This is a genomic window from Actinomyces sp. 432 (genome assembly GCF_009930875.1).
Lineage (GTDB): Bacteria > Actinomycetota > Actinomycetes > Actinomycetales > Actinomycetaceae > Actinomyces.
In genome coordinates, this window is record NZ_CP025249.1 from 2,884,539 (window position 1) to 2,907,422 (window position 22,884).

A 22,884-nucleotide genomic window follows, 5' to 3' on the forward strand; every position below is an offset into this window, starting at 1 on the left:
GCACCGGCGCGCATCGGCACAGCCCGCGCGCCTTCACTCCTGCCGGGCACGCAGCCTGGCGAGCGGCCCGCCGGCCTGCGCCAGCAGCTGCGCCGGGGGGCCGGACTGCACCACGCGCCCGCCGTCGACGACGATGACGTGGTCCGCCTGCTCAATCCGGTGCAGCCGGTGAGTCACCTCCACCACGGTGGTGCCGCGGCGGGCCGCCCACGCGCGCACGGCGTCGCGCACGCGGGCATCCAGCTCGGGGTCAAGATGGCTGGTGAACTCGTCCAGTACCAGCACATCGGGCTCGGCGAGCAGTGCGCGCGCCAGGGCGAAGCGCTGCCGCTGCCCCCCGGACACGGAGGCGCCCCGTTCCCCGAGCAAAGTGCTGTAGCCGTCGGGCATGGCCGCCACCTCGGCGTGCACGCCGGCGAGTCGGCAGGCCTCCGCCACCTGCTCCCGGGTGGCTTCCGGGCGGGCCAGGCGCACGTTGTCGGTCACGCTCAGGCGGAACAGGTGCACCTGCTGGCTGACCAGGGCGACTCGCGCACGCAGATTCTCGGCCGCCGCCGCACGCACATCCACCCCGCCCACGGTCACCCGCCCGCCGGCCGGGTCATCGAAGCGCAGTACCAGCCGCGCCAGCGTCGTCTTGCCGGAGCCGGACGCCCCCACCAGGCAGGTCCACCTCCCCGCCTCGGCGCGTCCGCTCACCCCGCGCAGCGACGGGCGCGACGCCCCCGGGTAGGTGTAGTCGACGTGCTCCCAGGTGACGTCAAGCGGGCCGGCCGGCAGCGCGGAGGCGCCGTCGGGCAGCTCAGTGGGCGCGGTGGCCACCTGATGCACCCTCTCGGCGGCCGCGAGCGCGGTGGCGAGCGAGCCGGCCAGCTCCTCCACCCCGCGCACGGTCTCGCCCAGGCGCAAAACGGCCGCCGCCGCGGCTGCCAGCGCTGCGGGCCCCACCGCCCCGGACAGCACCGGGCCAGCTCCGGCCGCAACCACGGCAATCGGTCCCGCCAGCACCAGCAGCTGCACCCCGCCGCGGCGCAGTGCCCCCAGTAGGGCCGCCGGGCGGGCGGCGGCCGCCACGGCGTCGTCCAGGTCCCGCGTGCGCTCCAGGCGCTCGGCGGCGCGGCCGTAGCCGACCACCTCGGGCAGACCCTGCACGGAGTCGGTGACATGCTGGGTCAGTTCCGCCCGGGCCGCCACGGTGTGCCGGGCGCTGCGCGTGGCTGCGCGGTGCCCGAGGAGCGGGACCACCACGATCGCCGCCGCCAAGGTGGCGGCGGCAGCGGCGGCAACCGCCCAGGTGGTCTTCACCCCGATGACCACCAGCACGGTCACGGGCACAACTGCGGCGCTGACGGCGGGAGCGAAGGTGTGGGCGAAGAACACCTCGACACGGTCCACATCCTTGGTGGACCGGGCCAGCAGGTCACCGGAACGGGCGGTGCTCATCACGCGCGGGGCACGGCGGGCCAGGGCGCGGAACAGCTCGGCGCGCAGCAGCTCCAGGGAGGTGAAGGCAACCGTGTGCCCGAGGAACTGCTCCCCGTAGCGAAGCGCCGCCTTCAGTACCGAAATGGCGGCCATGGCGCCCACCACCGGCCAGACGGACGGGGCGGGGCCTCCGGCGGCGAGACTGAGGGCTCCAGCCACGACGGCGTGGGCGGCCAGGGCGAACAGGGCCACTCCCAGCAGGTGGTCCGCCACCCGGCAGGCGGCCGAGCCCAGCAGCGGCGGCAGGACCGGGCGGGTGACCTCCAGTAGCCAACGGATCAGGGGCCTGCGCGCCTTGGCGGGGGCGGCGTCGGCGGCGCCTGTGGACCGCCCTGCTGGTGCCGCACTGCGGCTGCTACCGGCCGGTCGTGGCTCGCGTGCCAGATTCATCGCAGGACACCCCCGCTGATCGTGACCACCCGCTCGGACGCGGACAGCGCCCCGGCGCGGTGGGAGACGGTGATTACGGTGCGGCCCGCGGACAGGCGGGCAATGGCGTCGATGATGGCGGCCTCACTGTCGAGGTCCACCTGGCTGGTGGGCTCGTCCAGCAGCAGCAGGGGCCGGTCGGCAAGGAAGGCGCGGGCCAGTGACAAGCGCTGCGCCTGGCCGCCGGACAGCCGCGAGCCGTGCTCACCGACGTCGGTGTGCAGGCCCTCCGGCAGGGCGTGAATCTCATCGGCCAGGTTGGCGGCGGCCAGTGCCTGCCACATGCGTTCCTCCGTGGCGGTGGGATCGGCCAGGCGCAGGTTGTCAGCGATGGTGCCGGTGAACAGCCAGGTGGTCTGGCTGACCACTGCGCTGGCGGCGCGCACGGCGTGCTGAGTGGACGCGGTGGAGGCGGTACCGGCCACGTGCACCCGGCCCGCCACGGGCAACAGGTCTCCCGCGATCAGGGCCATGAGGGTGGACTTGCCGGCGCCGGAGGGTCCTGCGACCGCCAGGTGCTCGCCGGGGGCGACGTCCAGGTTGACGTCGCGTAGCACGACCACGGGCGCAGCCCGACGCGGGCCTGCCTGATCGGCGGCACGGGGGCGCCCGGGATGGCCACCGGAGCCGCCGGGATGACCACCGGGGTGCCCGGGCCGGCCAGGTCCGGCAGGGCGGGCCGGCCAGGCCGCGGTGACACCGCGCAGTGACACCAGCGCCGTGTCACCCGGCTCCTTAGCAGCCACCGGACCTGCGGGGCCCTCCTCCCGGCGTCGGGCCAGGACGCGGCGCAGCGCCCGCTGGTTGGCCATGCCACCCATGCCGACGTAGAAGAATCCGCCTACCCGCCCCAGGGGCTGCAGCAGGACGAAGGCGATGAGTACCAGGGCGATGGCGCCATCAAGGCCGATTGCCCCGGAGCCCAGACGAGCCAGGGCGAGCACGGCGGAGGCGGTGACCAGGAACAGGGAGAACAAGCCGTCGGTAATGAGGATGACCAGCTGATTTCCCGCCAGCAGTCGCATCACCGCGCGGCGATTGGCCTCACCGAAGGCCTCCAGGTCGGTGGCGCGACGCGCTGCGGCACGGGCCAGTACCAGGGTGGTCAGCCCCTGAATCGCATCGAGGTACTCGGCGCTCAGCCGCATGCGCTGGGCGCGTGAGGCGGCCGAGGAGCGGCGCAGCCGCCGGTGCAGGAAGATGATCAGCGCGGGGACGGCTACGAAGGCGACGGCCAGCACCGCCGCCGAGAGCGGGTCCACCACCGCGCCTACGAGTCCCAGCACCAGCAGCGGTGAGACGATCGCGGCGATGGTGGGCACGAGGAAGGTCTGCCTGTAGGCGGCCACGCGTTCGGCGCCGTCGGTCAGCAGGGTGACGGTGGCACCGGAGCGCGCGGAGGCGTGGGCCGGTCCCAGCTCGAACAGGTGGGCGAGCACCTGGCGGCGCAGCACACCTTCCTGACTGGCCGCGCTGATCTGGGCGATGCCGTGCACGGCGGCTTCGCACAGGGCGCACACGAGTGCTGCCACAGCCGCAACGGCGAGGTGATGCCGCCACGCGCCGGGCACTTGGTCCGCACCTACTCCGACCACGGCCGGCACCACCGCGGCCGTCAGGCCGGCCAGGGCGCGGGAGAGGGAGATCAGCGCCCACCCCTGCGCCAACGCGGCTGCGGCAGTCAGCACTGCCGCAGCCGCGCCCGCACGGGCGCCCGCGCGAGAGCCGAGTACGGGCTTGGGTGCAACCGCCGTCGTCGGCCGGGCCCCACCGGCGCCCGCCGGGCCATCGGCAGGCTGCTGCGTCTGTCTCATGCACTTATGATTACCTAATTTTTGCAGCCTGCACCCACCCCGGGTACGGCAACCCGCCCCGCTTACATGAACACTTGCTAGCATGCGGTTCACAACTCGCCCGGCGAGTGCATGGGTACGTCCCGTTAGCATGACACCATGACCACACCCACCTATCTCCTCGTCGACGGGGAGAACATTGACGCCACTCTCGGTATGAGCGTGCTCGGACGCCGTCCCGATCCCGACGAACGGCCCCGGTGGGACCGCGTGCTGTCCTTCTGCGACGATCTCGCCGATGAGAAGGCCGACGGATCCGAGACCCGCGCCCTGTTCTTCCTCAATGCCACCTCCGGGCACATGCCCATGGGCTTCGTCCAGGCCCTGCTTGCGATGGACTACCGCCCGATCCCCCTGGCCGGCTCCGGCAGCCAGGAGGAGAAGGTCGTCGACATCGGTATTCAGCGGACCCTGGAGGCACTGGCGAAGCGGGTCGAGGAGGGCGAGGCGATTCACGTCCTGCTCGGCTCGCACGACGGCGACTACATCCCCCAGGTCGAGCGCCTCCTGGATGCCGGCGCCCAGGTCGACGTGCTGTGCTTCCGGGAGTTCCTCAACGCCCAGTTCGCCTCACTGGAGTCGCGCGGGCTGACCGTGTACGACCTGGAGACCGACGTGGACGCCTTCACCATCGCCCTGCCGCGCGTCCGCATCATCCCGCTGACCGAGTTCGACCCGCTCAAGTTCATCTGAGGCCCGGCGACTCCGTCGGCATCGGGCACCCCTGGCCAACCGCCACCGTCGGCGGCAGGCGGGGCGGGGGCGTTACCCCGTCCCGCCGCACCGGCCCGCCCCCGCGGCAACGGCTCGCCCGGTCTCGCCGCGCCGGCCGCACCGTCCCCCACACCGGCCCGCCCCCGCGGCGCCGGCGAGCTCCCGGAGAAATACATTCCCCACTCCCACCCAGGGTTCAGCAGACTCCCAGACTCGCCGTGCACAGTGGCGGCATGGACCGAACCCACGATTCTCAGCAGACGTCTTATGAAGCTCGCCTCCTCGTGGTGGACGACGAGCCGAATATCCGCGACCTGCTCGCATCATCGCTGCGCTTCGCCGGCTTCGAGGTACTTACGGCAGCGGACGGGAACGGCGCTCTGCGCGGCGCCGAGGACGCCGACCCCGACCTGATCGTGCTGGACGTCATGCTGCCGGACATGGACGGGTTCACGGTCGCCCGGCGCCTGCGCGAGCGCGACGTGACCATCCCGATCCTGTTTCTGACCGCCCGCGACGACATGGCGGACAAGGTGCAGGGCCTGACCGTAGGCGGCGACGACTACGTCACCAAGCCCTTCGGCCTGGAGGAGGTCGTGGCCCGCATCCGCGCCATCCTGCGCCGCACCCGCGCCCTGGAGGGCGAGGACGACGGCATGGTGCGGGTGGCCGACCTGGTCCTGGATGAGGACGCCCACGAGGTGCACCGGGCCGGCGTCGAGGTGGACCTGTCCCCCACCGAGTTCAAGCTGCTGCGCTACCTGATGCTCAACGCCGGCCGCGTGGTGTCCAAGTCGCAAATCCTGGACCACGTGTGGGAGTACGACTGGAACGGTGACGCCGCCATCGTCGAGTCCTACATCTCCTACCTGCGCCGCAAGGTGGACCAGATCTCCGGCGCCGACGGGAACCCGGTTGCCCCGCTGATCCAGACGCGCCGCGGCGTCGGTTACATGCTGCGCGAACCCAAGGCGAGCTGAGCGTGCGCGCCACCGTGAGGAACACGGTGCGCCGCCCACCCCGGGGACGCCAGTACCGGCCGATTAAACGCGGCCGCTGGCACCTGCTGACCGCCTGCAAGCGGGCTTGGCGCACCCAGCCGCTGCGCACCCGCCTGGCGCTGCTCACCACCGGCCTGCTGACCGTCGGGCTGTTCGCGTCGTCGCTGTCAGTAACCTCGCTGCTTGAGAACCACCTGGTCGGCCAGGTGGACGCCCAGCTGCGCAACACCGCGCAGGCCATCGGCACCCAGGGGCTGACCGCGCTCAGCTCCAGCCGCATCAACAGCTCCGACGCCAGCTCCTCCATGCCGTCCACCTACTATGTGGAGGCACAGTACCTGGATGGCAAGACCGGCCAGATGGTCTCCTCGGACACCGCCAACAAGTACGGGGTCCCAGCGATCGGAGTACTGTCGGTGGACGACGCCGTCGCGCAGGCCTCCGACCCCAGGCTGTTCACCGTCGAGTCGAACCAGCTGAACCACCCGTGGCGGGTCATCATCCTGCCGATCGATGACCGCACCTCCGGGGAGCACGTCGGCGTGGTTGCGATCGCCCTGCCGCTGAGCGACGTCATGGAGACGGTTGAGCAGACCAGACTGGCGGTGGCCCTGACCGACGTCTCGCTGATTCTGCTGGGAGCCATGGCCGCCACCTACCTGGTGCGCCGCTCGTTCCGCACGCTGCGGCAGATCGAGGGCGTGGCCGGGCAGATCGCCAGCGGCGACCTGTCCGCACGTGTTCCCGTGACCGAGCCGCCGACTACGGAGGTCGGCTCCTTGCAGCGGGCACTGAACACCATGCTGCAGCAGAACGAGCAGGCCTTCGACGTCCAGGTAGTCGCCCAGGAGCGCATGACCCGCTTCGTCTCCGACGCCTCGCACGAGCTGCGTACGCCCCTGTCCGCCATTCGCGGCTACGGCGAGCTGTATCGCATGGGCGGGGTGCCGCCGGAGCGGACCGCGGAGGTGATGGGACGGATCGAGTCGGAGGCATCCCGCATGGGTAGGCTGGTGGACGACCTGCTGCAGCTGGCCCGGATGGATGAGGGCCGGGAGATGAGCATGGCCCCCGTGGACCTGACCCAGATCGCCGCCGGGGCGCTGACGGACATGATGGTGCTGGCCCCGGACCGCGACTGCGCCCTCATTCCGCTAGGCGACGCCGCTGGCGCCGACGACGAGGTCGAGCCCGCCATGGTGCTGGGCGACCGGGACCGCCTGTCCCAGGTACTGACTAACCTGCTGGGCAACGTCACCCGGCACACGCCTGAGGGCACGCCGGTGGAGATCGCCGTCGGCACCGTGCCGCACCCCGCGGGCGCAGGCGCGCCGGGGGCGCCGAGCGTTGTAGTCGAGGTGCGCGACCACGGGCCGGGCGTCGCCCCGGCCGACGCGAAGAAGGTCTTCCAGCGCTTCTACCGGGCCGATACCTCCCGCAACCGCAAGACCGGAGGCTCTGGGCTGGGACTGTCGATTGTGGCGGCCATCATCGCCCGCCACGGCGGCACCGTGCGGATGGACCAGACGCCGGGGGCGGCGCCACCGTGCACATCGAGCTGCCCGCCCTCGTGACCCCGGTGGACAAGGCCACCCCCACACCCGACGCCCAGTAATCCCGCCGAGATCGCTAGACGTTACATGCCGAGTTCGGTAGACGTTACGTGCCGAGTTCGGTCGCGCGGCGACCTCCCTGGCATGCGCGTAGCCGCGAAAGGTGGTGGGTAGAACACCCCGTGGGCTTCAAGTTCGCCGCCAGTAGTCCTACGATGGCTCCGTTTCATCTCATCTCGGAGGCTTTCTCATGAGCCCTATGGACGTGGTTGACGCCCCCCAGTGGCTGCTTCCCGCTTTCGTCCGCTGTACCAAAGCGGTCGGCGCCACGGCACCGGTGGAGCAGATTCGCTCTGCCGGAGAGGAGCTCGTCTCCCGCTGGACGACCCCGGACCGGCACTTCCACAATCTCAAGCACGTCATCAACATGCTGGCGCGCGTCGATGAGCTTGCCGATGAGTCCCACAACCCCGACGTGATGCGCCTGGCAACCTGGTACCACGGCTGCGTCTTCTCCACCGCCAGCGAATCCACCTACCGACGCAACGGCGGCGAGGACGAGGTCGCCTCCGCCGCCTACGCGGCCAAGAGCCTGCAGTCGCTCGGCGTGCCCGACAAGACGGTGGACCGTGTGTGCGCGCTGATCCTGAACCTCAAGCGCCACAACCTGGCGAGTAACGACATTGACGCCCAGGCCCTCAACGATGCCGATCTAGGGGCGCTTGCGGTAGAGCCGCAGCAGTACAAGAGCTACCGGATGGGTGTGCGCCAGGAGTACGCGCACATCCCCCTGGAGGACTACCTGCGGGCGCGCCTGGCGATCATTACCCGGCTGCTGGACCGCGAGTCACTGTTCTCCTCCCCGCTCGGCGCCCGTTGGGAACTGCCTGCGCGCGAGAACCTGGAGGCGGAGAAGCAGCACTTGGAGGACAAGCTGGCGCGCTTGCCCCAGGCCGATGCCGCCGAGTGCTCTTGCTGCCGGGCCGCACAGCCTGCTGCCCCCGAGGCCGGGGCGGACGGCGCAGCAGCTGCCGAGCAGGGCGCCGTCGTCGGCGCACCTTCGGAGCCGGCGGGCACGGGAGCCACCGCGCCGGGGGAATCCCCCGCTGGTGCTGACGGCGCCCAGCAACCGCCTGCTCACAGGGAAACGGATCCCTGGATCGGTGGCCTGGAGGCCGCGGGTGAGGAGGACGAGGTGCGACACGCCGTCCCGTCGGCGATACGGACCTCCCCCGTGTCCGCACCGACACCCACCGAGGCTGCGCGCGCACGCCGCTCCCGTACGGTGGAGGACTCCGACGATGCGCACACGACGTCCCTGGAGTCGTGCGCCGATGAGCTGGACCAGCTGTTGTCCAAGCCACGTCCGGGCGAGGAGGGCCCCACGGATCGCGCCAGCGCGGCGGAGGCGGAGCGCGCCAAGCTCGCCGAGAAGCTACGCGCCAAGTGCGAGGAGGCCAAGGCCCTGCGGGAGGCGCGCACAGGCGAGTTCGCCGCCATCACCGAGCCGATACTCGGCTCCTCCGCAGACTGACGCCGCGGGACCATGCCGTCTGCCACTGTCGGCCGCAACCCCGATTCACGACCGAACCGATGACCTGTGAAGTCCGGCCGCATTCGTGCTTTTTCCTCGGTCCCAAGTGCCCCTTCAGGATCGGCGCAGCGCGTCCACCGCCTCGAGCTGCGACACAACGCGAGCAGCCATGAGTCCTCCCGCAATGCCAGCCGTTATCCCGATCAGAGGCCCAGCTCCGAGGACCGCCGGGGTCATGACCGGCGTCCAGTCGTGCACGGCACTGACGATGACGATTACGAGCACGCCAATTGATTCGCCCGTAAGAGCGCCCACTCCTCCCAGCAGCGCCGCCTCGATCACAACCTGTAGATGGATGTGACGCACACGCGCCCCCAGCGCGCGCCTGAGCCCTATTTCCGCGGCCCTTTCATTGACCGAGGACAGTGTGGCGGTACCGATCGCAAGCGCCGAGATCACAAGGATCACGACGGCGACGGCGAGGAGTAGTCCGCTGATGGAGTCCTCTACGCCCTCTGTGGCCCGCGACCAGTCCTGGGGCGCGGTAACCGTGAACAACGACGGCGCGTCCGGGCGCAGGGCGTAGCGAACCTGGCGGGCAATGAGGTCCGCCGCGCCGACGTCGGTGCGGATCGTCATTTGAGCGGGGTGCTGGGTGGTTGGTGGCCCGAATAGATTCAGGGCCGTCTGGTTCGGAATGATGATGGCGGTGTTGAGCTGTGGGACGGCCTCGCTTTTGCCCAGAACACCGATGATTGTGAAGTGCTCACCGTTGATGCTGATTGTGGCGGGCAGCCGCAGGTCGGCTATCCCGAGCTTGTCGGCCGCGCGCTCGCCGAGGATCGCGGTACGCGCACCAGAGGCGACGAGGAAGTCCGTGAACCCGATGCCGTCCGCACGCACCGAGGGCGCCAGGTCGTTCACGCTGGCGTCGGCGGCATATACGGCGAGGGAGTCGGCGAGGTTCTGTGTAGATGAGGATGTGCGCACGTCCAGGTCGAGGGCATTGGCGTCGAGCTGCCAATACAGTGAGGCCGACTGCACGCCGTTAAGCGCGGTGACGGCATCGGCGCCATCCACGGGGAAGCCCATCGGGTCGGCGTCGGTCATCTGCTCAGGGTCCATCCGGACGGTCACCAGGGTGGTCTGCAGAAGGGAGAAGCCGACGTTGATCTGGCCTGCCGCCGTCTGCGAGATCCCAATGAGAGCAACGAGGCTGGCGACTCCAATGAGGGTGGAGGCCAGAGTGAGTAATGAGCGCCCGGGCCCGCCGGAGACCGAGGCAAGGGCCTCGCGCACAATGTCAATGAACGCGGCGCGGCCGGGGGCAATACGGCGTCTCATGCGAACCCCTCCGTGAGAGCGCCGTCCCTGACCCGCAGCACACGGGGCGCCCGTGAAGCGTGCTCCTCATTGTGAGTGACCATGATGATCGTGGTCCCAGACTCGTTGAGGGAGGCAAAGACGTCGAGGACGCCTTGGGCGTGGGAGGAGTCGAGGTTGCCCGTCGGCTCGTCACTCAGCACGAGGGGCGGATGGGTGCAGACAGCTCTGGCGATCGCCACACGTTGCTGCTCGCCGCCGGAGAGTTCGTTGGGCAGTGCGTCCGCCTTGTGCGCCATACCGACACGTTCAAGCGCCGCCATGGCGCTGTCCCGACGCACCGACCGGGGGATGCCGGCATACAGGCCGGCCAGGGCGACGTTGTCAAGCGCGGTGCGCTCACCGATGAGGTGGAACGCCTGGAATACGAAGCCGATGCTCTTCGAGCGCAGGGCCGCGAGGTGCGCGTCGTCCAATGAGGTGGTATCCGTCCCGTCCAGCAGGTAGCGCCCGGAGGTCGGCCGGTCAAGCGTGCCGAGAATATTAAGGAGAGTTGACTTTCCGGACCCGGAGGCGCCGACAACGGCCACAAGCTCCCCACGGGCCACCGTCGTCGTCACATTGTCTAGGGCGAGGGTAGGGACCCTGCCGGAATAGAGGCGGCTGACGCCCTCCAGTTGAATGAGCGGCCGTTCCGCGCCCCTCGGCTCATCCGGGGCGGTTGCGGCGGGTGAAGCGCCGGCCCTCACGGCGTCATCACTGTCCTCCCACGATGACAACGCTATCCCGGGTGATCGCGTCAGGGTCGTTCGGCCGGATTTCGACGTAGCCGTCGGCCTCAAGGCCAACGGTGACCTCTACACGGGTCAGCGTATCCGTGCCGGTGAGGGTTATGACCGTCGTCGTCCCGTCCGCGCGTTCAGAAACCGCCCCGATCGGAACGCACAGGACGCTTGTGCCGGTGCTCTCACGGATAAGACGGGCGGTTACCGTCCCGGCTAGGGCGGCGGGGTCCAGGTCCGTGTCGCAGCCGACCGTCACCTGCGTGCGTCCGGAGTCGGCGGCGTCCAGCGCGGTGACGCTGCAGGCCGCACCGTCACCGAGCGCATCGACATTCGCCGTCGCACCGACGCGCAGTTCGGCCGCCTGACCTGCCACGGTTTTGCCGCGCAGCACCAGGTCTCCCGATCCGAGGGAGACAACCGCCTGCTGGGCCTCCCGTCCAACCTGCCCCGATACGGACAGGACGGTCGCGCTGCCTTCGGGAACGAACACAACTTCGGAGCGCGGCAGGACGACGCCGATGCGAGCCTCGGTATCGGCCAGGTCGGCCTGCGCATCGGCGAGTTCTGCCCGCGCCGTGGTCAATGACGTCGAGTCTGCGCTGGTGGGGCCTTCCTCCTCCTGACTCGTGCCACTTTAGTGCCCTGCGGTGTTTAGGTTGTTGAGGATTTGCTGTGCGGTCTGGGTGGTCTGGGGCTGGGCGGTGATGTGGTGGCCGTTGATGGTGATGGTGACTTCTTGGAGTGGTTTGAGTTCGCGGATAAGTCGTTTGATGCTGATTCCGGTGGCGGCTTGTAGATGGCGGGCTATCGCGAGGGATGCCATGACGATGGTGAGGTGGGCCTGGATGGCGTCGTGGGTGTGGTGGAAGACGGGTCTGGCCTTCAGGTCATGCTTGGACATGCGGAATGATTGCTCCACGTGCCACAGCTCGTGATATGAGGCGATCACCTCACTGGCGGGCATGATGCCGGCGGGGATGTTGCTCACGTAGCCTTTCAGCCCGGCCAGTCTCTTGGCGCGGGCAAGAGCCTTCTCGTCGAGGACCTGGTCGCCCTTGCGGGTGGTGACGAACCGGGTGGCCTTGGGACGCCGATCCCCGGCAACCACCGCCCGAGCCCGGTTCTCCTGGGCGGTGAGGGTCTTGTTGTCCCTGGCGAACCGGCGCGCGCTGTAGGCCCAGAGCCTGTCAATATGTTTGTGTAAGTGGGCTGGGTCACAGGTGGGGGTTGATTCGTTCCGGGTAGGCCAGGGCCAGCTGTTGGAGGGCTTGTTTCCAGTTGGTGGTTACCGCTCCTTCCACGAGCCGGCCCTTGGCTTTGCGTTTGCTGGCGGGTAGGTTCTTCTCCTTCTCGCGCTGTCTGGCGCGCTTGTCCTCGATGTTGCAGATCGCCAGCCACAGCAGCTTCACCGCGGCGGCGTCGGAGGGGAACTGTCCCCGGTTCTTCGACACCTTGCGCAGCTGGTAGTTCAGCGACTCGATGGAGTTGGTTGTGTAGATGACCCGGCGCAGCATCGGCGGGAACGCCAGGAACGGCGTGAACCGCTCCCAGGCGTCGGTGAAGGTCTTGACCGCCGCCGGGTAACGCTGGCCGAGTTCGCTGGTCTCGAAGGCCGCCAGGGCCTCCAGGGCGGCCTCCTCGTTGGCGGCCTGGTATATCGGCCGCAGGGCGGTGCACACGGCCTTGCGGTCCTTGTAGGACACGAACCGTGTGGCGGCCCGGATCAGGTGCACCACGCAGGTCTGGACGGTGGCCTGCGGCCAGGTCGCCTCGATCGCCTCGGGGAACCCGGTCAGCCCGTCGCAGCACACGATCAGCACGTCCTGGACGCCGCGGTTGGCCAGCTCGGCGCACACCCCGGCCCAGAACTTCGCCCCCTCATGGGCCTGTACCCAGATCCCCAGCACGTGCTTGATTCCGTCCATGTCCACGCCAACGGCGATGTGGGCGGCCCGGTTGGAAACATGGGCTCCGTCACGGATCTTGACCACGATCGCGTCCAGGTAGATCACCGGGTAGAGAGACTCCAGCGGCCGGTGCTGCCAGGCCAGGACCTCCTCGCCGATCTGGTCGGTGATCTTGCTGATCGTCTCGTGGCTCAGCTCGGTGCCGATGGTCGAGGCCAGATGGTGCTGGATGTCCCGCACCGTCATTCCGCCGGCGTACAGGCTGATGATCATCCCGTCCAGGCCGTCCAGGCGGCGTTGTCCCTTGGGTACCAGCATCGGCGCGAAGGTGCCGGCTCTGTCCCGCGGCACGTCCAGGTCGACATCCCCGACCTCGGTGCTGATCGTCTTACGGCTGGTGCCGTTTCGGGAGTTGGGATGCGCCGCGGCGTCCGCAGCGCCCTTCTCATAGCCCAAGTGGCTGGTCAGCTCGGCCTCAAGACCCCGCTCCAAGGCCGCCTTGAGCACGCCGGTCAGCAGGCCATCCTCTCCAGTCAACGGGGTACCGGCATCGATCTGCGCGAAGATCTCATCCAACGCGCCCGAGGCCTTCAACTCCTCAGCGACCTTACGCTGCCGCTCACCAGCCGCAGCCCGCTCCTCATTCACATTCACACTCACAGTCTCATCTCCTTACAGACCAGCCCACCACCCCTTACACAAACAATCTGACACCCTCTAGGCCCAGATCGCGCGCCACGAGCCCGGATGGGTGGCAGGGTCCCACACGGGCTCATCACGCAGGCCGCTGTCGCGTTCCCTGCTGATGGAACCTTTACGTGGGGTGATGGTGTCGATGATCTGCCCGTCGGCCAAGGCGTCCCCGTGCCAGGCGAAGTGCGCCTCCAGGTCCGCCGGCGCCTTGGTCATGCGGGACCCCACAATGAACCCCAAGCCGGCCTGGTGGAGGGCTTGAAGGTTGCCGGCCGAGAGCATGCCGGCGTCCGCCACCACGACCAGGTGATCAATCCCCGACGCCTCCCGGAACTCCTCGATCATCGGCACGATCGTGCTGGTTTCGGCCTTGTTGCCCTCCCAGCAGCCGACACGTAGGGGGAAGCCCGTCCGGTCCACCAGCAGCCCCACAATGACCTGCGGGTCCACCCTGCGTTCCTTGGAATAGCCCACCCGCCGTAGGTCGTCCTCCTTCTCCGCCTCGAAGTACAGGGTCGTCACGTCATACAAACACAGACTCAGGTCCCCGCGGCCGGTGACGTGCCGCAGGCAGGCGTCCGCAATCCGTTCCCGCCACTGGCGGCCCGCGCAGCGCGCCAGCGAGCGGAACAGTGTCCTCCTGGAGGCCGGCTGCACACCCAGCTCGGAGATCACCCGGGGTACCTGCTCCTTACTGGTGGGCTCGATCAGCCGGGCCAGCACCATCTGCCTGAAACCCTCATCCCCGCCAGTGGCCTCACCCAGCCCCAGGGCCTCGTAGGCGCCACACAGGACATCCCACAGCACAGCCGAGCGCTGCCCGACGACTACCGCCGGCGCGGCCTGGCCGGCGGCCTGAGGTGTCAGGCCGGCCAGGTCCAAAACGCCCTGCCCGCCCCGGATCTTCTCCCGCCCCGCCTGAACCAGGGCCGCCAGCTCCGCCTCGTCGTGCGCTGAGCCCAGGTGCTCCACAATCCGGCGCACCCCATGCTCCTTAGCCACGATCTGCACCGCCGTAGCACCCGACGCGGTACGCACCTTACGAACATACGGGCTCACACACCATCACTCTACCGCCCACCGGATTAGTGCCCCACAACCACCAACCCAACCGCACCACACCAACGAAAAACCACGATCCCGACGTCATGTCACCAAAAGTGGCACGAGTCAGGTCTACACGGGTCAGCGTATCCGTGCCGGTGAGGGTTATGACCGTCGTCGTCCCGTCCGCGCGTTCAGAAACCGCCCCGATCGGAACGCACAGGACGCTTGTGCCGGTGCTCTCACGGATAAGACGGGCGGTTACCGTCCCGGCTAGGGCGGCGGGGTCCAGGTCCGTGTCGCAGCCGACCGTCACCTGCGTGCGTCCGGAGTCGGCGGCGTCCAGCGCGGTGACGCTGCAGGCCGCACCGTCACCGAGCGCATCGACATTCGCCGTCGCACCGACGCGCAGTTCGGCCGCCTGACCTGCCACGGTTTTGCCGCGCAGCACCAGGTCTCCCGATCCGAGGGAGACAACCGCCTGCTGGGCCTCCCGTCCAACCTGCCCCGATACGGACAGGACGGTCGCGCTGCCTTCGGGAACGAACACAACTTCGGAGCGCGGCAGGACGACGCCGATGCGAGCCTCGGTATCGGCCAGGTCGGCCTGCGCATCGGCGAGTTCTGCCCGCGCCGTGGTCAATGACGTCGAGTCTGCGCTGGTGGGGCCTTCCTCCTGCTCCGCCGCGGTAACGGCATCCTGCGCCTGCCTAACGGCCGCTCGCGCATTCCGCAGGGCCTTGGCGTCCTCCCCGCTGCCGCCGTCCGTCGACGCCGCCGTGTACCCCAGATAGCTGTACAACTGCGACACGGCGGCGCTGGTGGCAGAACCGTAGGTTCCATCGACCGCGGAGTCCGAAAGCAGCCCCTGGGCGACGAGCGCCTGCTGAAGCTGGGTCACGTCGGGCCCGCTCGCGCCGGGCGCCAAGTCCCGATACGACGGGATGTCCCCCTTGAGCGCAATGATCGGCCGACCGGAGAGCTCGAGAACGACCGCCCCTGCCGACACCGTGTCTCCAACACTCACCGGGACCTTGGTGACGACTGCCGTCGTGGAGCCGCTTCCACTCGTTGCCCCGGCTCCCGCATCATCATCACTTTCCTTATCGCTGTCGCCGCCCTGCTGCGCCTGCCCGTTGGGGCCGACGCTAATGGTCTGCTCGGAAACAAGCTCAGTGTCAATCTCGAAGGAGTCCACCAGCACCCGCTCGTCGACGTCGGCCGTAATGAGCGACGGGGTCGGGGCCTCGGCGCTGGCGGCAAGGTCAGCCGGGGACTTGAGCAGGAGGCCGGTGGCTATTCCCGCTGTACCGCTCACGAGGGCGACAACAACGAGGACAACGAGCCAGTGCCGCCGCGGCCACGAGCGGTGCTTTCCATCACGAGCAGATACGGCACCGTCGGTGTCTTCAGCCTCTTCGGTCCCGCGATGTCCGGATGCCTCGGTCGCGGTCACGAGCCCAGGACCTCTTGGGCACGTTCGTATATCTGGGAGGACAGCCGTTTGATCGTGTCCATCGTCGCCTGGTTGTCAGTGACGGCCTGCGTCTCATAACGGTTGATCACACCGGTCAGTGTCGTGGCGAAGGAGGTATCCGCCTTGCATTCGGCGTCGGCAACCGCCGTCTCCCGTTCTTCTGCGCTCGGGGTCCCCTGTGAGCCATCCAGGTATTTGCTGGCGAGCGACCGGGGATCGTCGGCGTCATAGCCCTTTCGGGACATGCACGCGGACCAGTCCGCAAAGAGCTGGACCGCTTCGGGATCCGCCACGGCGGACTCGTTGGCCGTGGCCCGCGCAGTATCGTAAGTGGCGATCTGCGAGTACCACTCGTCGTCGTAGCCAAGTTCGGCATATGCCAGATCGTCGCAACCGGTGTTCTCGTCGTTGACGAGTGCGTCGATGTAGCCCGGCTGCTGCTCGGCGGAGGAAGTCGCTGCGCCTGGGGCCCCGCTGTCTTCTTCGGGCTCCGCATGGTAGCCGTTGCGCCGAGCCTGATCCAGATCTATCGGCCCCCATGTGGCGCCGTCCAATCCTGCGGTGGAGTCGCTAACGCCGCTCATGGTCTCGTTGATGTCCTCGGAGTACTCGAAGCCCTTCCCCGCCATGCACTGCGTCGTCAATTGGATGCGCGCCTGCTCGACGGTGCGCAGCTGTTCGGCGTCGAGGAAGTAGTCGTCGAAGGGGGAGCGGGAATCGGCGGTTGTTGCGCCCGTTGTCGCCACTGCGGTGGGTTCACTCCCGGGCCCGGACCTCCCGTAGACGTCCTGTGCGGACAGCCCTCGTCCGAGGCTTCCTGCCCGCAGCCAGCCGGGAGTACCAGGCCCGTGGCCACCAGGGCGCCGAGCAGCACCCTGGTGGCCACCGTGAGAAATCGAGTGCGCGTCACGCTGGAGACTCCTGCGGACGACGGTCAGCAACCGTGCCTAGGCTCTGCATTAGTGCGCATGTACCGGTGCAGGGAGTAACCCTTGACTCCCGTCCTAAGGTTCCGGTGATAATACCAGTCGCCGTTGTTTTCATGAAAGTTCCAGTCATAGCAGTAGACATTCGCCCCCTGCCCCTTGTAGCCGGAACCGACAACGACTGAGTTATATCCGGTGCGGTTACGGATGTTGACCCCATTGGCGGTGTAGTCACCTCGTACCGCCCAGGCCGAGGCCGGAGTTGCCACCAGGGTGACGACGAGTACTAGGGAGACGACCAGACGCTTCAGGACGGATCGCGAGGTACGGGACAAGGGCATCGTTATGCTCTTATCTTTCTCAGGGGCATCAAGCAGCAACAAGACCACCGTCATTCTGTCTGCGGGAGTTTGCCGCTGAGGATCAGTATGCACAAGCATCAATATGCGCGTCAAGTCACCGACGAGACTCATCTCAGGTGCCCGCGTAAGCAGTAGCTCGGTGAGGACCCTCACTCCACCAGTATCCACAGGCACGGTTCCTGCAGGGTGAATCCACAGGGCTCGACGGCGGTGGATGCGGACGTCTCGACTCAATCCCTACGGTGATTTCAGGCGCCGCGGCCGCGGCACCGCCCACATGTCCGAGCCACAGGGACTCCGGACCGTCTCACCGAAAGGTTTCCGTCATGCCCGTCTTCGCCGTTGACACCCAGGCAGTCACCGACACGGCCACACGCGCCCGCACCCGCATCTCCACCATCCAGACCGAGGTGGACGGGATGAAGGGCGACATCGCGCTGCTCCAGTCCTCCTGGACGGGCGGCGCCTCCGACTCCATGGCCGCGTGCGCCGCCGACTGGCACGTCACCGCCCTGCAGGTGCAGGCGAGCCTGGATTCGATCAGCCAGGCCCTGGACCAGTCCGCCACCTCCTACGACGACGCCGAGACTGCCAACTCCGGTCGCTTCACCTACCAGACCCCGCCCGCCTGAGCGGCGCGCCCGACGACGGCGGGTGGCCCCCTCCCCCGCAAGCGGGAGGGCGGCCCGCCGCCGTCGTCGTGATGGGACCGGGGTCCTGTCTAGCGGCTTCGCGGAGGCACGTCAGCAGGTACGGCCGGACGTGTCCGGGCGACGCGGGCCTACACACCACGCAGGGGATTGAACTCGCGGCGGCGCACGGGCTGCGGACCGTCGGGGTAGCGCCCGCATCGCAGGGCCACGCACACCCCCAGGAACAAAGCCAACAACGCAAGTCCACCGGTGAAGGCGCCCCAGTTGCCGAGCAGGATCAGCAGCCCGATCACCGCCAGGCGCCCCAGGTTGTTGATCCGGACCCCATCGGCGTCACCCGCGCCACCTATGCGAGCGAGCGCCAGCACCTGCCACAGTACTCCGCCTCCGACCAGCAGGCCCACCGCCCACAAGGAACCACCGTAAACCCGCAGCAGTCCTCCGGACCCAACCAGCAGGAAAGGCGGAACCTCCGCGAGTACTCGGCCAGCGAGGGCATTGGCATCCGTCCGACTCATACGCCCATCCAATACCGCGTCGATGTCGTCGGCAAGGGTGAGCTGGGAGCCGCCATCGACCCGTCACTGAACGCCTGAGTGGCACGGCTTCGCGCAAACGACAGGCGGGCCGCCTCCTGCGCTTGCAAGAGACGGCCCGCCTGTCGTCGTGATGGGGCCGATAGCCCGCCGGCGGCCGCGCGGGGCGCGCCTACCGGCGAACTGCGTCGGCCGAACCGACCGGGTGACCGATCAGTACATGCCACCCATCTCGTCACCGGCGCCCGCAGCGGCGGCCGGGGCCGGGGGCTCCGGCTTGTCGGCGACGACGGCCTCGGTGGTCAGGAACAGGCCCGCGATGGACGCCGCGTTCTGCAGCGCGGAGCGGGTGACCTTGACCGGGTCGGCGATGCCGGCGGCCAGCAGGTTGGTGTACTCGCCGGTCGCGGCGTTCAGGCCCTCGCCGGTAGGCAGGTTGCGCACGCGCTCGGCCACGACGCCGCCCTCAAGGCCGGCGTTAACGGCGATCTGCTTGAGCGGGGCCTCCAGGGCGACGCGCACGATCGCGGCGCCGGTGGCCTCGTCGTCGGACAGCTCCAGGGCGTCCAGGGCAGTGGCGGCCTGCAGCAGCGAGACGCCACCACCGGCGACGATGCCCTCCTCGACGGCGGCCTTGGCGTTGCGCACGGCGTCCTCGATGCGGTGCTTGCGCTCCTTGAGCTCCACCTCGGTGGCGGCACCGGACTTCAGGACGGCCACACCACCGGCCAGCTTGGCCAGGCGCTCGGACAGCTTCTCGCGGTCGTACTCGGAGTCGGAGTTCTCGATCTCGTTGCGGATCTGAGCGACGCGGGCGTCAATGGCGTCCTTGTCCCCGGCGCCGTCGACGATCGTGGTCTCGTCCTTGGTGACGACCACCTTGCGGGCCTGGCCCAGGTCCTCCAGGGTGGCGTTCTCCAGCTTCAGACCCACGGTCTCGGAGATGACGGTGCCGCCGGTGAGGATGGCCATGTCCTGCAGCATCGCCTTGCGGCGGTCGCCGAAGCCGGGGGCCTTGACGGCCACGGACTTGAAGGTGCCGCGGATGCGGTTGACCACCAGGGTGGCCAGGGCCTCGGCCTCGACGTCCTCGGCGACGATCGCCAGCGGCTTGCCGGACTGCATGACCTTCTCCAGCAGGGGCAGCAGGTCCTTGACGTTGGAGATCTTGGACTCGACCAGCAGGACGTAGGCGTCCTCCAGGACGGCCTCCTGACGGTCGGCGTCGGTGACGAAGTAGGGGGAGATGTACCCCTTGTCGAAGCGCATACCCTCGGTGACCTCGAGCTCAAGGCCGAAGGTGTTGGACTCCTCCACGGTGATGACGCCGTCGTGGCCGACCTTCTCCAGGGCCTCGGCGATCATGGCGCCGATCTGCTCGTCGGCGGCGGAGATCGAGGCGGTCGCCGCGATCTCGTCCTGGGTCTCGACCTCCTTGGAGTCGGCCAGCAGGCGCTCGACGACGGCGGCTACGGCCTTGTCGATGCCGCGGCGCACGGCGATGGGGTTGGCGCCGGCGGCCACGTTGCGCAGGCCCTCGCGCACGAGCGCCTGGGCCAGGACGGTGGCGGTGGTGGTGCCGTCACCGGCGACGTCGTCGGTCTTCTTGGCGACCTCCTTGACCAGCTCGGCGCCGATCTTCTCGTAGGGGTCCTCGAGCTCGATCTCCTTGGCGATGGTCACGCCGTCGTTGGTGATGGTCGGGGCGCCCCACTTCTTGTCGAGGACGACGTTGCGGCCCTTGGGGCCGAGGGTGACCTTGACGGTGTCGGCGAGGGTGTTCAGGCCCCGCTCCATTCCGCGGCGGGCCTCCTCGTCGAAGGCGATGATCTTGGGCATTGCTGCTCCTGTATTGGGTGGTGGCCGACGGGTGCCCGCGACGGACGGGACGGCGCCGGACGTTCACGTCCCGCCCGACGCCGACCCTCACCTTCCGGCCTGGGTCGTTCACCGGATCCGGGGAGCGGCTTTGTCACTCTCCGGGTCCGAGTGCTAACCGCAATGCTGGCACTCTCGACCCTTGAGTGCAAGGCGCTCAGGTTCGCCGTCGGCCCGAAACGGGGTGTGAAAGAGCTCTCCGTACGTCACAAGTGCCGGTCTCGGCGTGTCACTTGTGCCGGTCTCAGCAGCCATATCTACCGAACTCGGCGGGTCAGTTTTGCCGGTCGCGGCGGGGAGGGTCACTCCTGGTAGTCGCTGCGCAGCACGACCACGATCGGGTTGGACTGGGCTTCCTCGGCGGACTCCACCACTTCACCCGACCCGAGCGCGTCGGCGACCGCTTGGGCAGTGGCCGCCAACTCGGCGGAGGCATAGTAAATGGTCGTAACAGTCGGCTCTTCCATGGTGTAGACACCCTGGGACACCGTCACAGAGGTGAAGCCGACATTGCCCAGCTTGTCACCGGTGCGGGTGGCCAGCCCAGTGGTGTCGGTGCCGTTGTGCACCGTTATCCCCGTGGTGAAATCGGTGCTGCCAGTGGCCTCGGCGCTCGCCTCCGAACTGGCCTCGGCGCTGGCCTCCGGGGCGCCCCGCTGCCCGTCGGCAGACGCCTGCGCCGTCGCAGCGCCGCCCGAGGCCGCGGCCGTGGACGCCCCTCCCCCGGTCGCGTGCCTGCCCAGCAGACCGACCACGCCCCAGGCCAGCAGCGGCACAATGATGAGGATGGCCAGCAGCGGGATCCAGCTGCGCCAGGCGGGAACTTGGGCGCGATGCACCCCGACGGGCACCGGACCGTCGTCGTCGGCGTCGAACTCGTCGTCGGGGTAGTCGTAGCGGCTCACACGGTGAGGATACCGGCAGGACGCCGCTAAAGCGGCAGATGCGCGCCGACACCCCGAGCCCGGGCCCGCCGATTAGGCTCTGGGTGTGACCGAACCGAAGCCACTGTCCGAGCTCATCCACCCCTCCTGGGCCCAGGCCCTGGCCCCCGTGGAGCCGACGATCCACGAGATCGGCGCCCGGCTGCGCGAGGAAGTCGCGGCCGGCCGCGGCTACCTGCCCGCGGGAACTGACGTGCTGCGCGCCTTCACCTACCCGCTTGACGATGTCAAGGTGCTGATCGTCGGCCAGGACCCCTACCCCACGCCGGGCCACCCGATGGGGCTGAGCTTCTCGGTGCAGCCGGGCGTGCGCCCGCCCCGCAGCCTGGAGAACATCTACACCGAGCTGGTCAGTGACCTGGGCGTCGCGCGCCCCACCTCCGGCGACCTGACCCCGTGGTCGCTTCAGGGGGTGATGCTGCTCAACCGGGTGCTCACCGTGCGGCCGGGCGCGCCGGCGTCGCACCGGGGCTGGGGCTGGGAGACGGTTACGCAGCGCGCGATTGAGGCGCTGGTGGCGCGGCAGCGGCCGCTGGTGGCGATCCTGTGGGGACGCCCGGCCCAGTCCCTGTCCCCCATGCTGGGGGCGACGCCGATCATCGCCTCTCCGCACCCCTCACCGCTGAGTGCCTCTCGCGGCTTCTTCGGCTCCCACCCCTTCTCCAGGGCCAACGCAGAGCTGGAACGCATGGGGGCGACGCCGGTCGACTGGCGCCTGCCCTGAGCCCCGCGGGCCGCCGGTCACTCCCCGACGGCGTGCAGGTGCATGCGCACACCGGGCCCGATCTCACCGGACGCGGCCAGCTCCTCCAGGTCGGCGGCGGAGCGGACCTCAGCCGCCGGCACGAATCCCGTGACGGTGGCGACCCCTAGGTCCAGGAACAGCGGATGCATGGGGGTGGAGGGGCCCACGAGCACCGTATGTGCCCCGCCGCCAACCGCCAGGTCGACCAGCCGCGGCATGGTCTTGTTGACCAGGCTTGAGGAGGAGATGAACACGTAGTCGGCCTGTGGCAGCAGGTACTCGCAGGCGGTGTCCGGGTAGTCGCCGGGCCGGGGATCGCGTTCCAGCGTCCACAGTTCGCCCGCCCGCCACAGCACGCGGCGGGCGAAGGGGAAGTGACCGATGACCGCCACTTTCAGGCCGGCGACGGCGTCTTGATACGGGTCGAATACCTGCCCCCAGGTGAGTCCGTCACCGGTGGGAACGAAGCCGTGAGAGGCGGCGACCTCGGGGCGCGAGTACCAGGAGTTGATGGCGGCCAGCCCGACACTCGCCTCGGCGAGGTTCCAGCTCCTGGCCAGGGCGGCGACGTCGCGCAGGGGCCGGCCGACGTCGGGGATGTCGGCGGAGGCGGCCGGACGCGATACCGCCTTCAGCGACCAGGCGGAGCCCAGCCCGTCGGCGGAGTTGAGCACGCGGGTCCAACGCGGGCCGCGGCGGGATGCCGCGACGGTTACGCCGTCGGGGAGGTCATCGATAAGGGCCTCATAGACTTCCCAGGGGCTGGCCACCGCGGTTCTCCTTAAGGTCGACGGGGCCCGGCCGCAAGCCGAGCCGTATTCAGGCAAGGCTCACCTTATCGCCGCGCGTTCCGGTTCGGCAGGCGGGTCTCAGCAGGCGGCCCACTGCGCGGGAAAATCATGGAGCCGCGTGTCGGACTCGAACCGACGACCTGCTGTTTACAAGACAGCCGATCCGCCCCTACCCTGACCACGCGGGACACCGCAAAACGGCGGAGTTCCAATGAAAAACAGATGGTCGCCGTACGCGGGCATGCGCCCAC

18 protein-coding genes and 3 pseudogenes are annotated in these 22,884 nt (G+C 68.9%); 6 read left to right on the plus strand and 15 right to left on the minus strand.

From position 1 onward, the window contains the following. Window positions 1-33 precede the first annotated feature (33 nt). Together cydC and CWT12_RS12080 are read right to left on the minus strand one after the other, a co-directional pair. Entirely contained in the window at window positions 34-1,875 is a 1,842-nt protein-coding gene (cydC, locus tag CWT12_RS12075) for a thiol reductant ABC exporter subunit CydC (RefSeq protein ID WP_161924996.1), read from the minus strand. Then, a complete protein-coding gene (locus CWT12_RS12080) occupies window positions 1,872-3,728 on the minus strand; it encodes an ATP-binding cassette domain-containing protein (RefSeq protein ID WP_161924997.1) in 1,857 nt (618 codons plus the stop codon). The genes cydC and CWT12_RS12080 overlap by 4 nt, the downstream gene beginning before the upstream one ends. 138 nt (window positions 3,729-3,866) lie before the next feature. Here CWT12_RS12080 and CWT12_RS12085 point away from each other — a divergent pair, with 138 nt between their 5' ends. The 4 genes and pseudogenes from CWT12_RS12085 to CWT12_RS12100 all read left to right on the plus strand — a co-directional run bounded on the left by CWT12_RS12085 (window position 3,867) and on the right by CWT12_RS12100 (window position 8,569). Beyond that, window positions 3,867-4,460, plus strand: a complete 594-nt coding sequence (locus CWT12_RS12085) for an NYN domain-containing protein (protein WP_161924998.1) — start codon at window positions 3,867-3,869, stop codon at window positions 4,458-4,460. A 254-nt stretch (window positions 4,461-4,714) separates the two neighbouring features. After that, on the plus strand, window positions 4,715-5,461 hold the full coding sequence (locus tag CWT12_RS12090; protein WP_161924999.1) for a response regulator transcription factor: 747 nt from the start codon (window positions 4,715-4,717) through the stop codon (window positions 5,459-5,461). Between the two features lie 62 nt (window positions 5,462-5,523). Then, window positions 5,524-7,097 (plus strand): annotated as a pseudogene (locus tag CWT12_RS12095) (sensor histidine kinase). A 197-nt stretch (window positions 7,098-7,294) separates the two neighbouring features. Next, the gene (locus tag CWT12_RS12100; protein WP_161925488.1) at window positions 7,295-8,569 is read left to right on the plus strand and encodes an HD domain-containing protein; all 1,275 of its coding nucleotides are present in this window, start codon (window positions 7,295-7,297) and stop codon (window positions 8,567-8,569) included. Window positions 8,570-8,683: 114 nt separating this feature from the next. On the opposite strand, the gene CWT12_RS12105 is transcribed toward CWT12_RS12100, so the two are convergent. From CWT12_RS12105 to CWT12_RS12145, 9 genes and pseudogenes are all read right to left on the minus strand, one after another. Then, window positions 8,684-9,913, minus strand: a complete 1,230-nt coding sequence (locus tag CWT12_RS12105; protein ID WP_161925000.1) for an ABC transporter permease — start codon at window positions 9,911-9,913, stop codon at window positions 8,684-8,686. Next, window positions 9,910-10,575: an ABC transporter ATP-binding protein gene (locus CWT12_RS12110; RefSeq protein WP_442862564.1), complete on the minus strand. Its 666-nt coding sequence runs from the start codon at window positions 10,573-10,575 to the stop codon at window positions 9,910-9,912. Before CWT12_RS12110 ends, CWT12_RS12105 begins: the two co-directional genes overlap by 4 nt. A 73-nt stretch (window positions 10,576-10,648) precedes the next feature. Then, window positions 10,649-11,260 carry a hypothetical protein gene (locus CWT12_RS12115; protein WP_161925002.1) on the minus strand — a complete coding sequence of 204 codons (612 nt, stop codon included), beginning with the start codon at window positions 11,258-11,260 and terminating at the stop codon, window positions 10,649-10,651. Window positions 11,261-11,311: 51 nt separating this feature from the next. After that, window positions 11,312-11,860: pseudogene (locus CWT12_RS12120) on the minus strand (IS1634 family transposase); the annotation flags it as partial. 31 nt (window positions 11,861-11,891) lie between these two features. Next, on the minus strand, window positions 11,892-13,238 hold the full coding sequence (locus CWT12_RS12125; RefSeq protein ID WP_374939127.1) for an IS256 family transposase: 1,347 nt from the start codon (window positions 13,236-13,238) through the stop codon (window positions 11,892-11,894). A gap of 66 nt (window positions 13,239-13,304) precedes the next feature. Beyond that, window positions 13,305-14,336 (minus strand): annotated as a pseudogene (locus tag CWT12_RS12130) (IS1634 family transposase); the annotation flags it as partial. Beyond that, the gene (locus CWT12_RS12135) at window positions 14,317-15,639 is read right to left on the minus strand and encodes a peptidoglycan-binding protein (protein WP_161925003.1); all 1,323 of its coding nucleotides are present in this window, start codon (window positions 15,637-15,639) and stop codon (window positions 14,317-14,319) included. The pseudogene CWT12_RS12130 and the gene CWT12_RS12135, both read right to left, overlap by 20 nt. A 134-nt stretch (window positions 15,640-15,773) precedes the next feature. Continuing rightward, window positions 15,774-16,544 (minus strand): hypothetical protein, encoded by a 771-nt coding sequence (locus CWT12_RS12140; RefSeq protein WP_161925004.1) that lies wholly within the window; start codon window positions 16,542-16,544, stop codon window positions 15,774-15,776. Window positions 16,545-16,732: 188 nt separating this feature from the next. Beyond that, a complete protein-coding gene (locus CWT12_RS12145; RefSeq protein ID WP_161925005.1) occupies window positions 16,733-17,065 on the minus strand; it encodes a hypothetical protein in 333 nt (110 codons plus the stop codon). Between the two features lie 347 nt (window positions 17,066-17,412). On the opposite strand from CWT12_RS12145, the gene CWT12_RS12150 reads away from it, so the two are divergent. Beyond that, window positions 17,413-17,718: a WXG100 family type VII secretion target gene (locus CWT12_RS12150; protein ID WP_161925006.1), complete on the plus strand. Its 306-nt coding sequence runs from the start codon at window positions 17,413-17,415 to the stop codon at window positions 17,716-17,718. Window positions 17,719-17,867: 149 nt separating this feature from the next. Here CWT12_RS12150 and CWT12_RS13520 read toward each other — a convergent pair whose 3' ends face one another. From CWT12_RS13520 to CWT12_RS12160, 3 genes are all read right to left on the minus strand, one after another. Continuing rightward, window positions 17,868-18,257 (minus strand): hypothetical protein, encoded by a 390-nt coding sequence (locus CWT12_RS13520; protein ID WP_202616211.1) that lies wholly within the window; start codon window positions 18,255-18,257, stop codon window positions 17,868-17,870. Window positions 18,258-18,488: 231 nt separating this feature from the next. Further along, a complete protein-coding gene (groL, locus tag CWT12_RS12155) occupies window positions 18,489-20,114 on the minus strand; it encodes a chaperonin GroEL (RefSeq protein ID WP_161925007.1) in 1,626 nt (541 codons plus the stop codon). Between the two features lie 341 nt (window positions 20,115-20,455). After that, window positions 20,456-21,058, minus strand: coding sequence for a LytR C-terminal domain-containing protein (locus tag CWT12_RS12160; protein ID WP_161925008.1), 603 nt, complete (start codon window positions 21,056-21,058; stop codon window positions 20,456-20,458). 85 nt (window positions 21,059-21,143) lie between these two features. Here CWT12_RS12160 and CWT12_RS12165 point away from each other — a divergent pair, with 85 nt between their 5' ends. Next, window positions 21,144-21,821, plus strand: a complete 678-nt coding sequence (locus CWT12_RS12165; RefSeq protein ID WP_161925009.1) for a uracil-DNA glycosylase — start codon at window positions 21,144-21,146, stop codon at window positions 21,819-21,821. A gap of 17 nt (window positions 21,822-21,838) precedes the next feature. Here CWT12_RS12165 and CWT12_RS12170 read toward each other — a convergent pair whose 3' ends face one another. Further along, a complete protein-coding gene (locus tag CWT12_RS12170) occupies window positions 21,839-22,612 on the minus strand; it encodes a Rossmann-like domain-containing protein (RefSeq protein ID WP_161925010.1) in 774 nt (257 codons plus the stop codon). Between the last annotated feature and the right edge of the window lie 272 nt (window positions 22,613-22,884).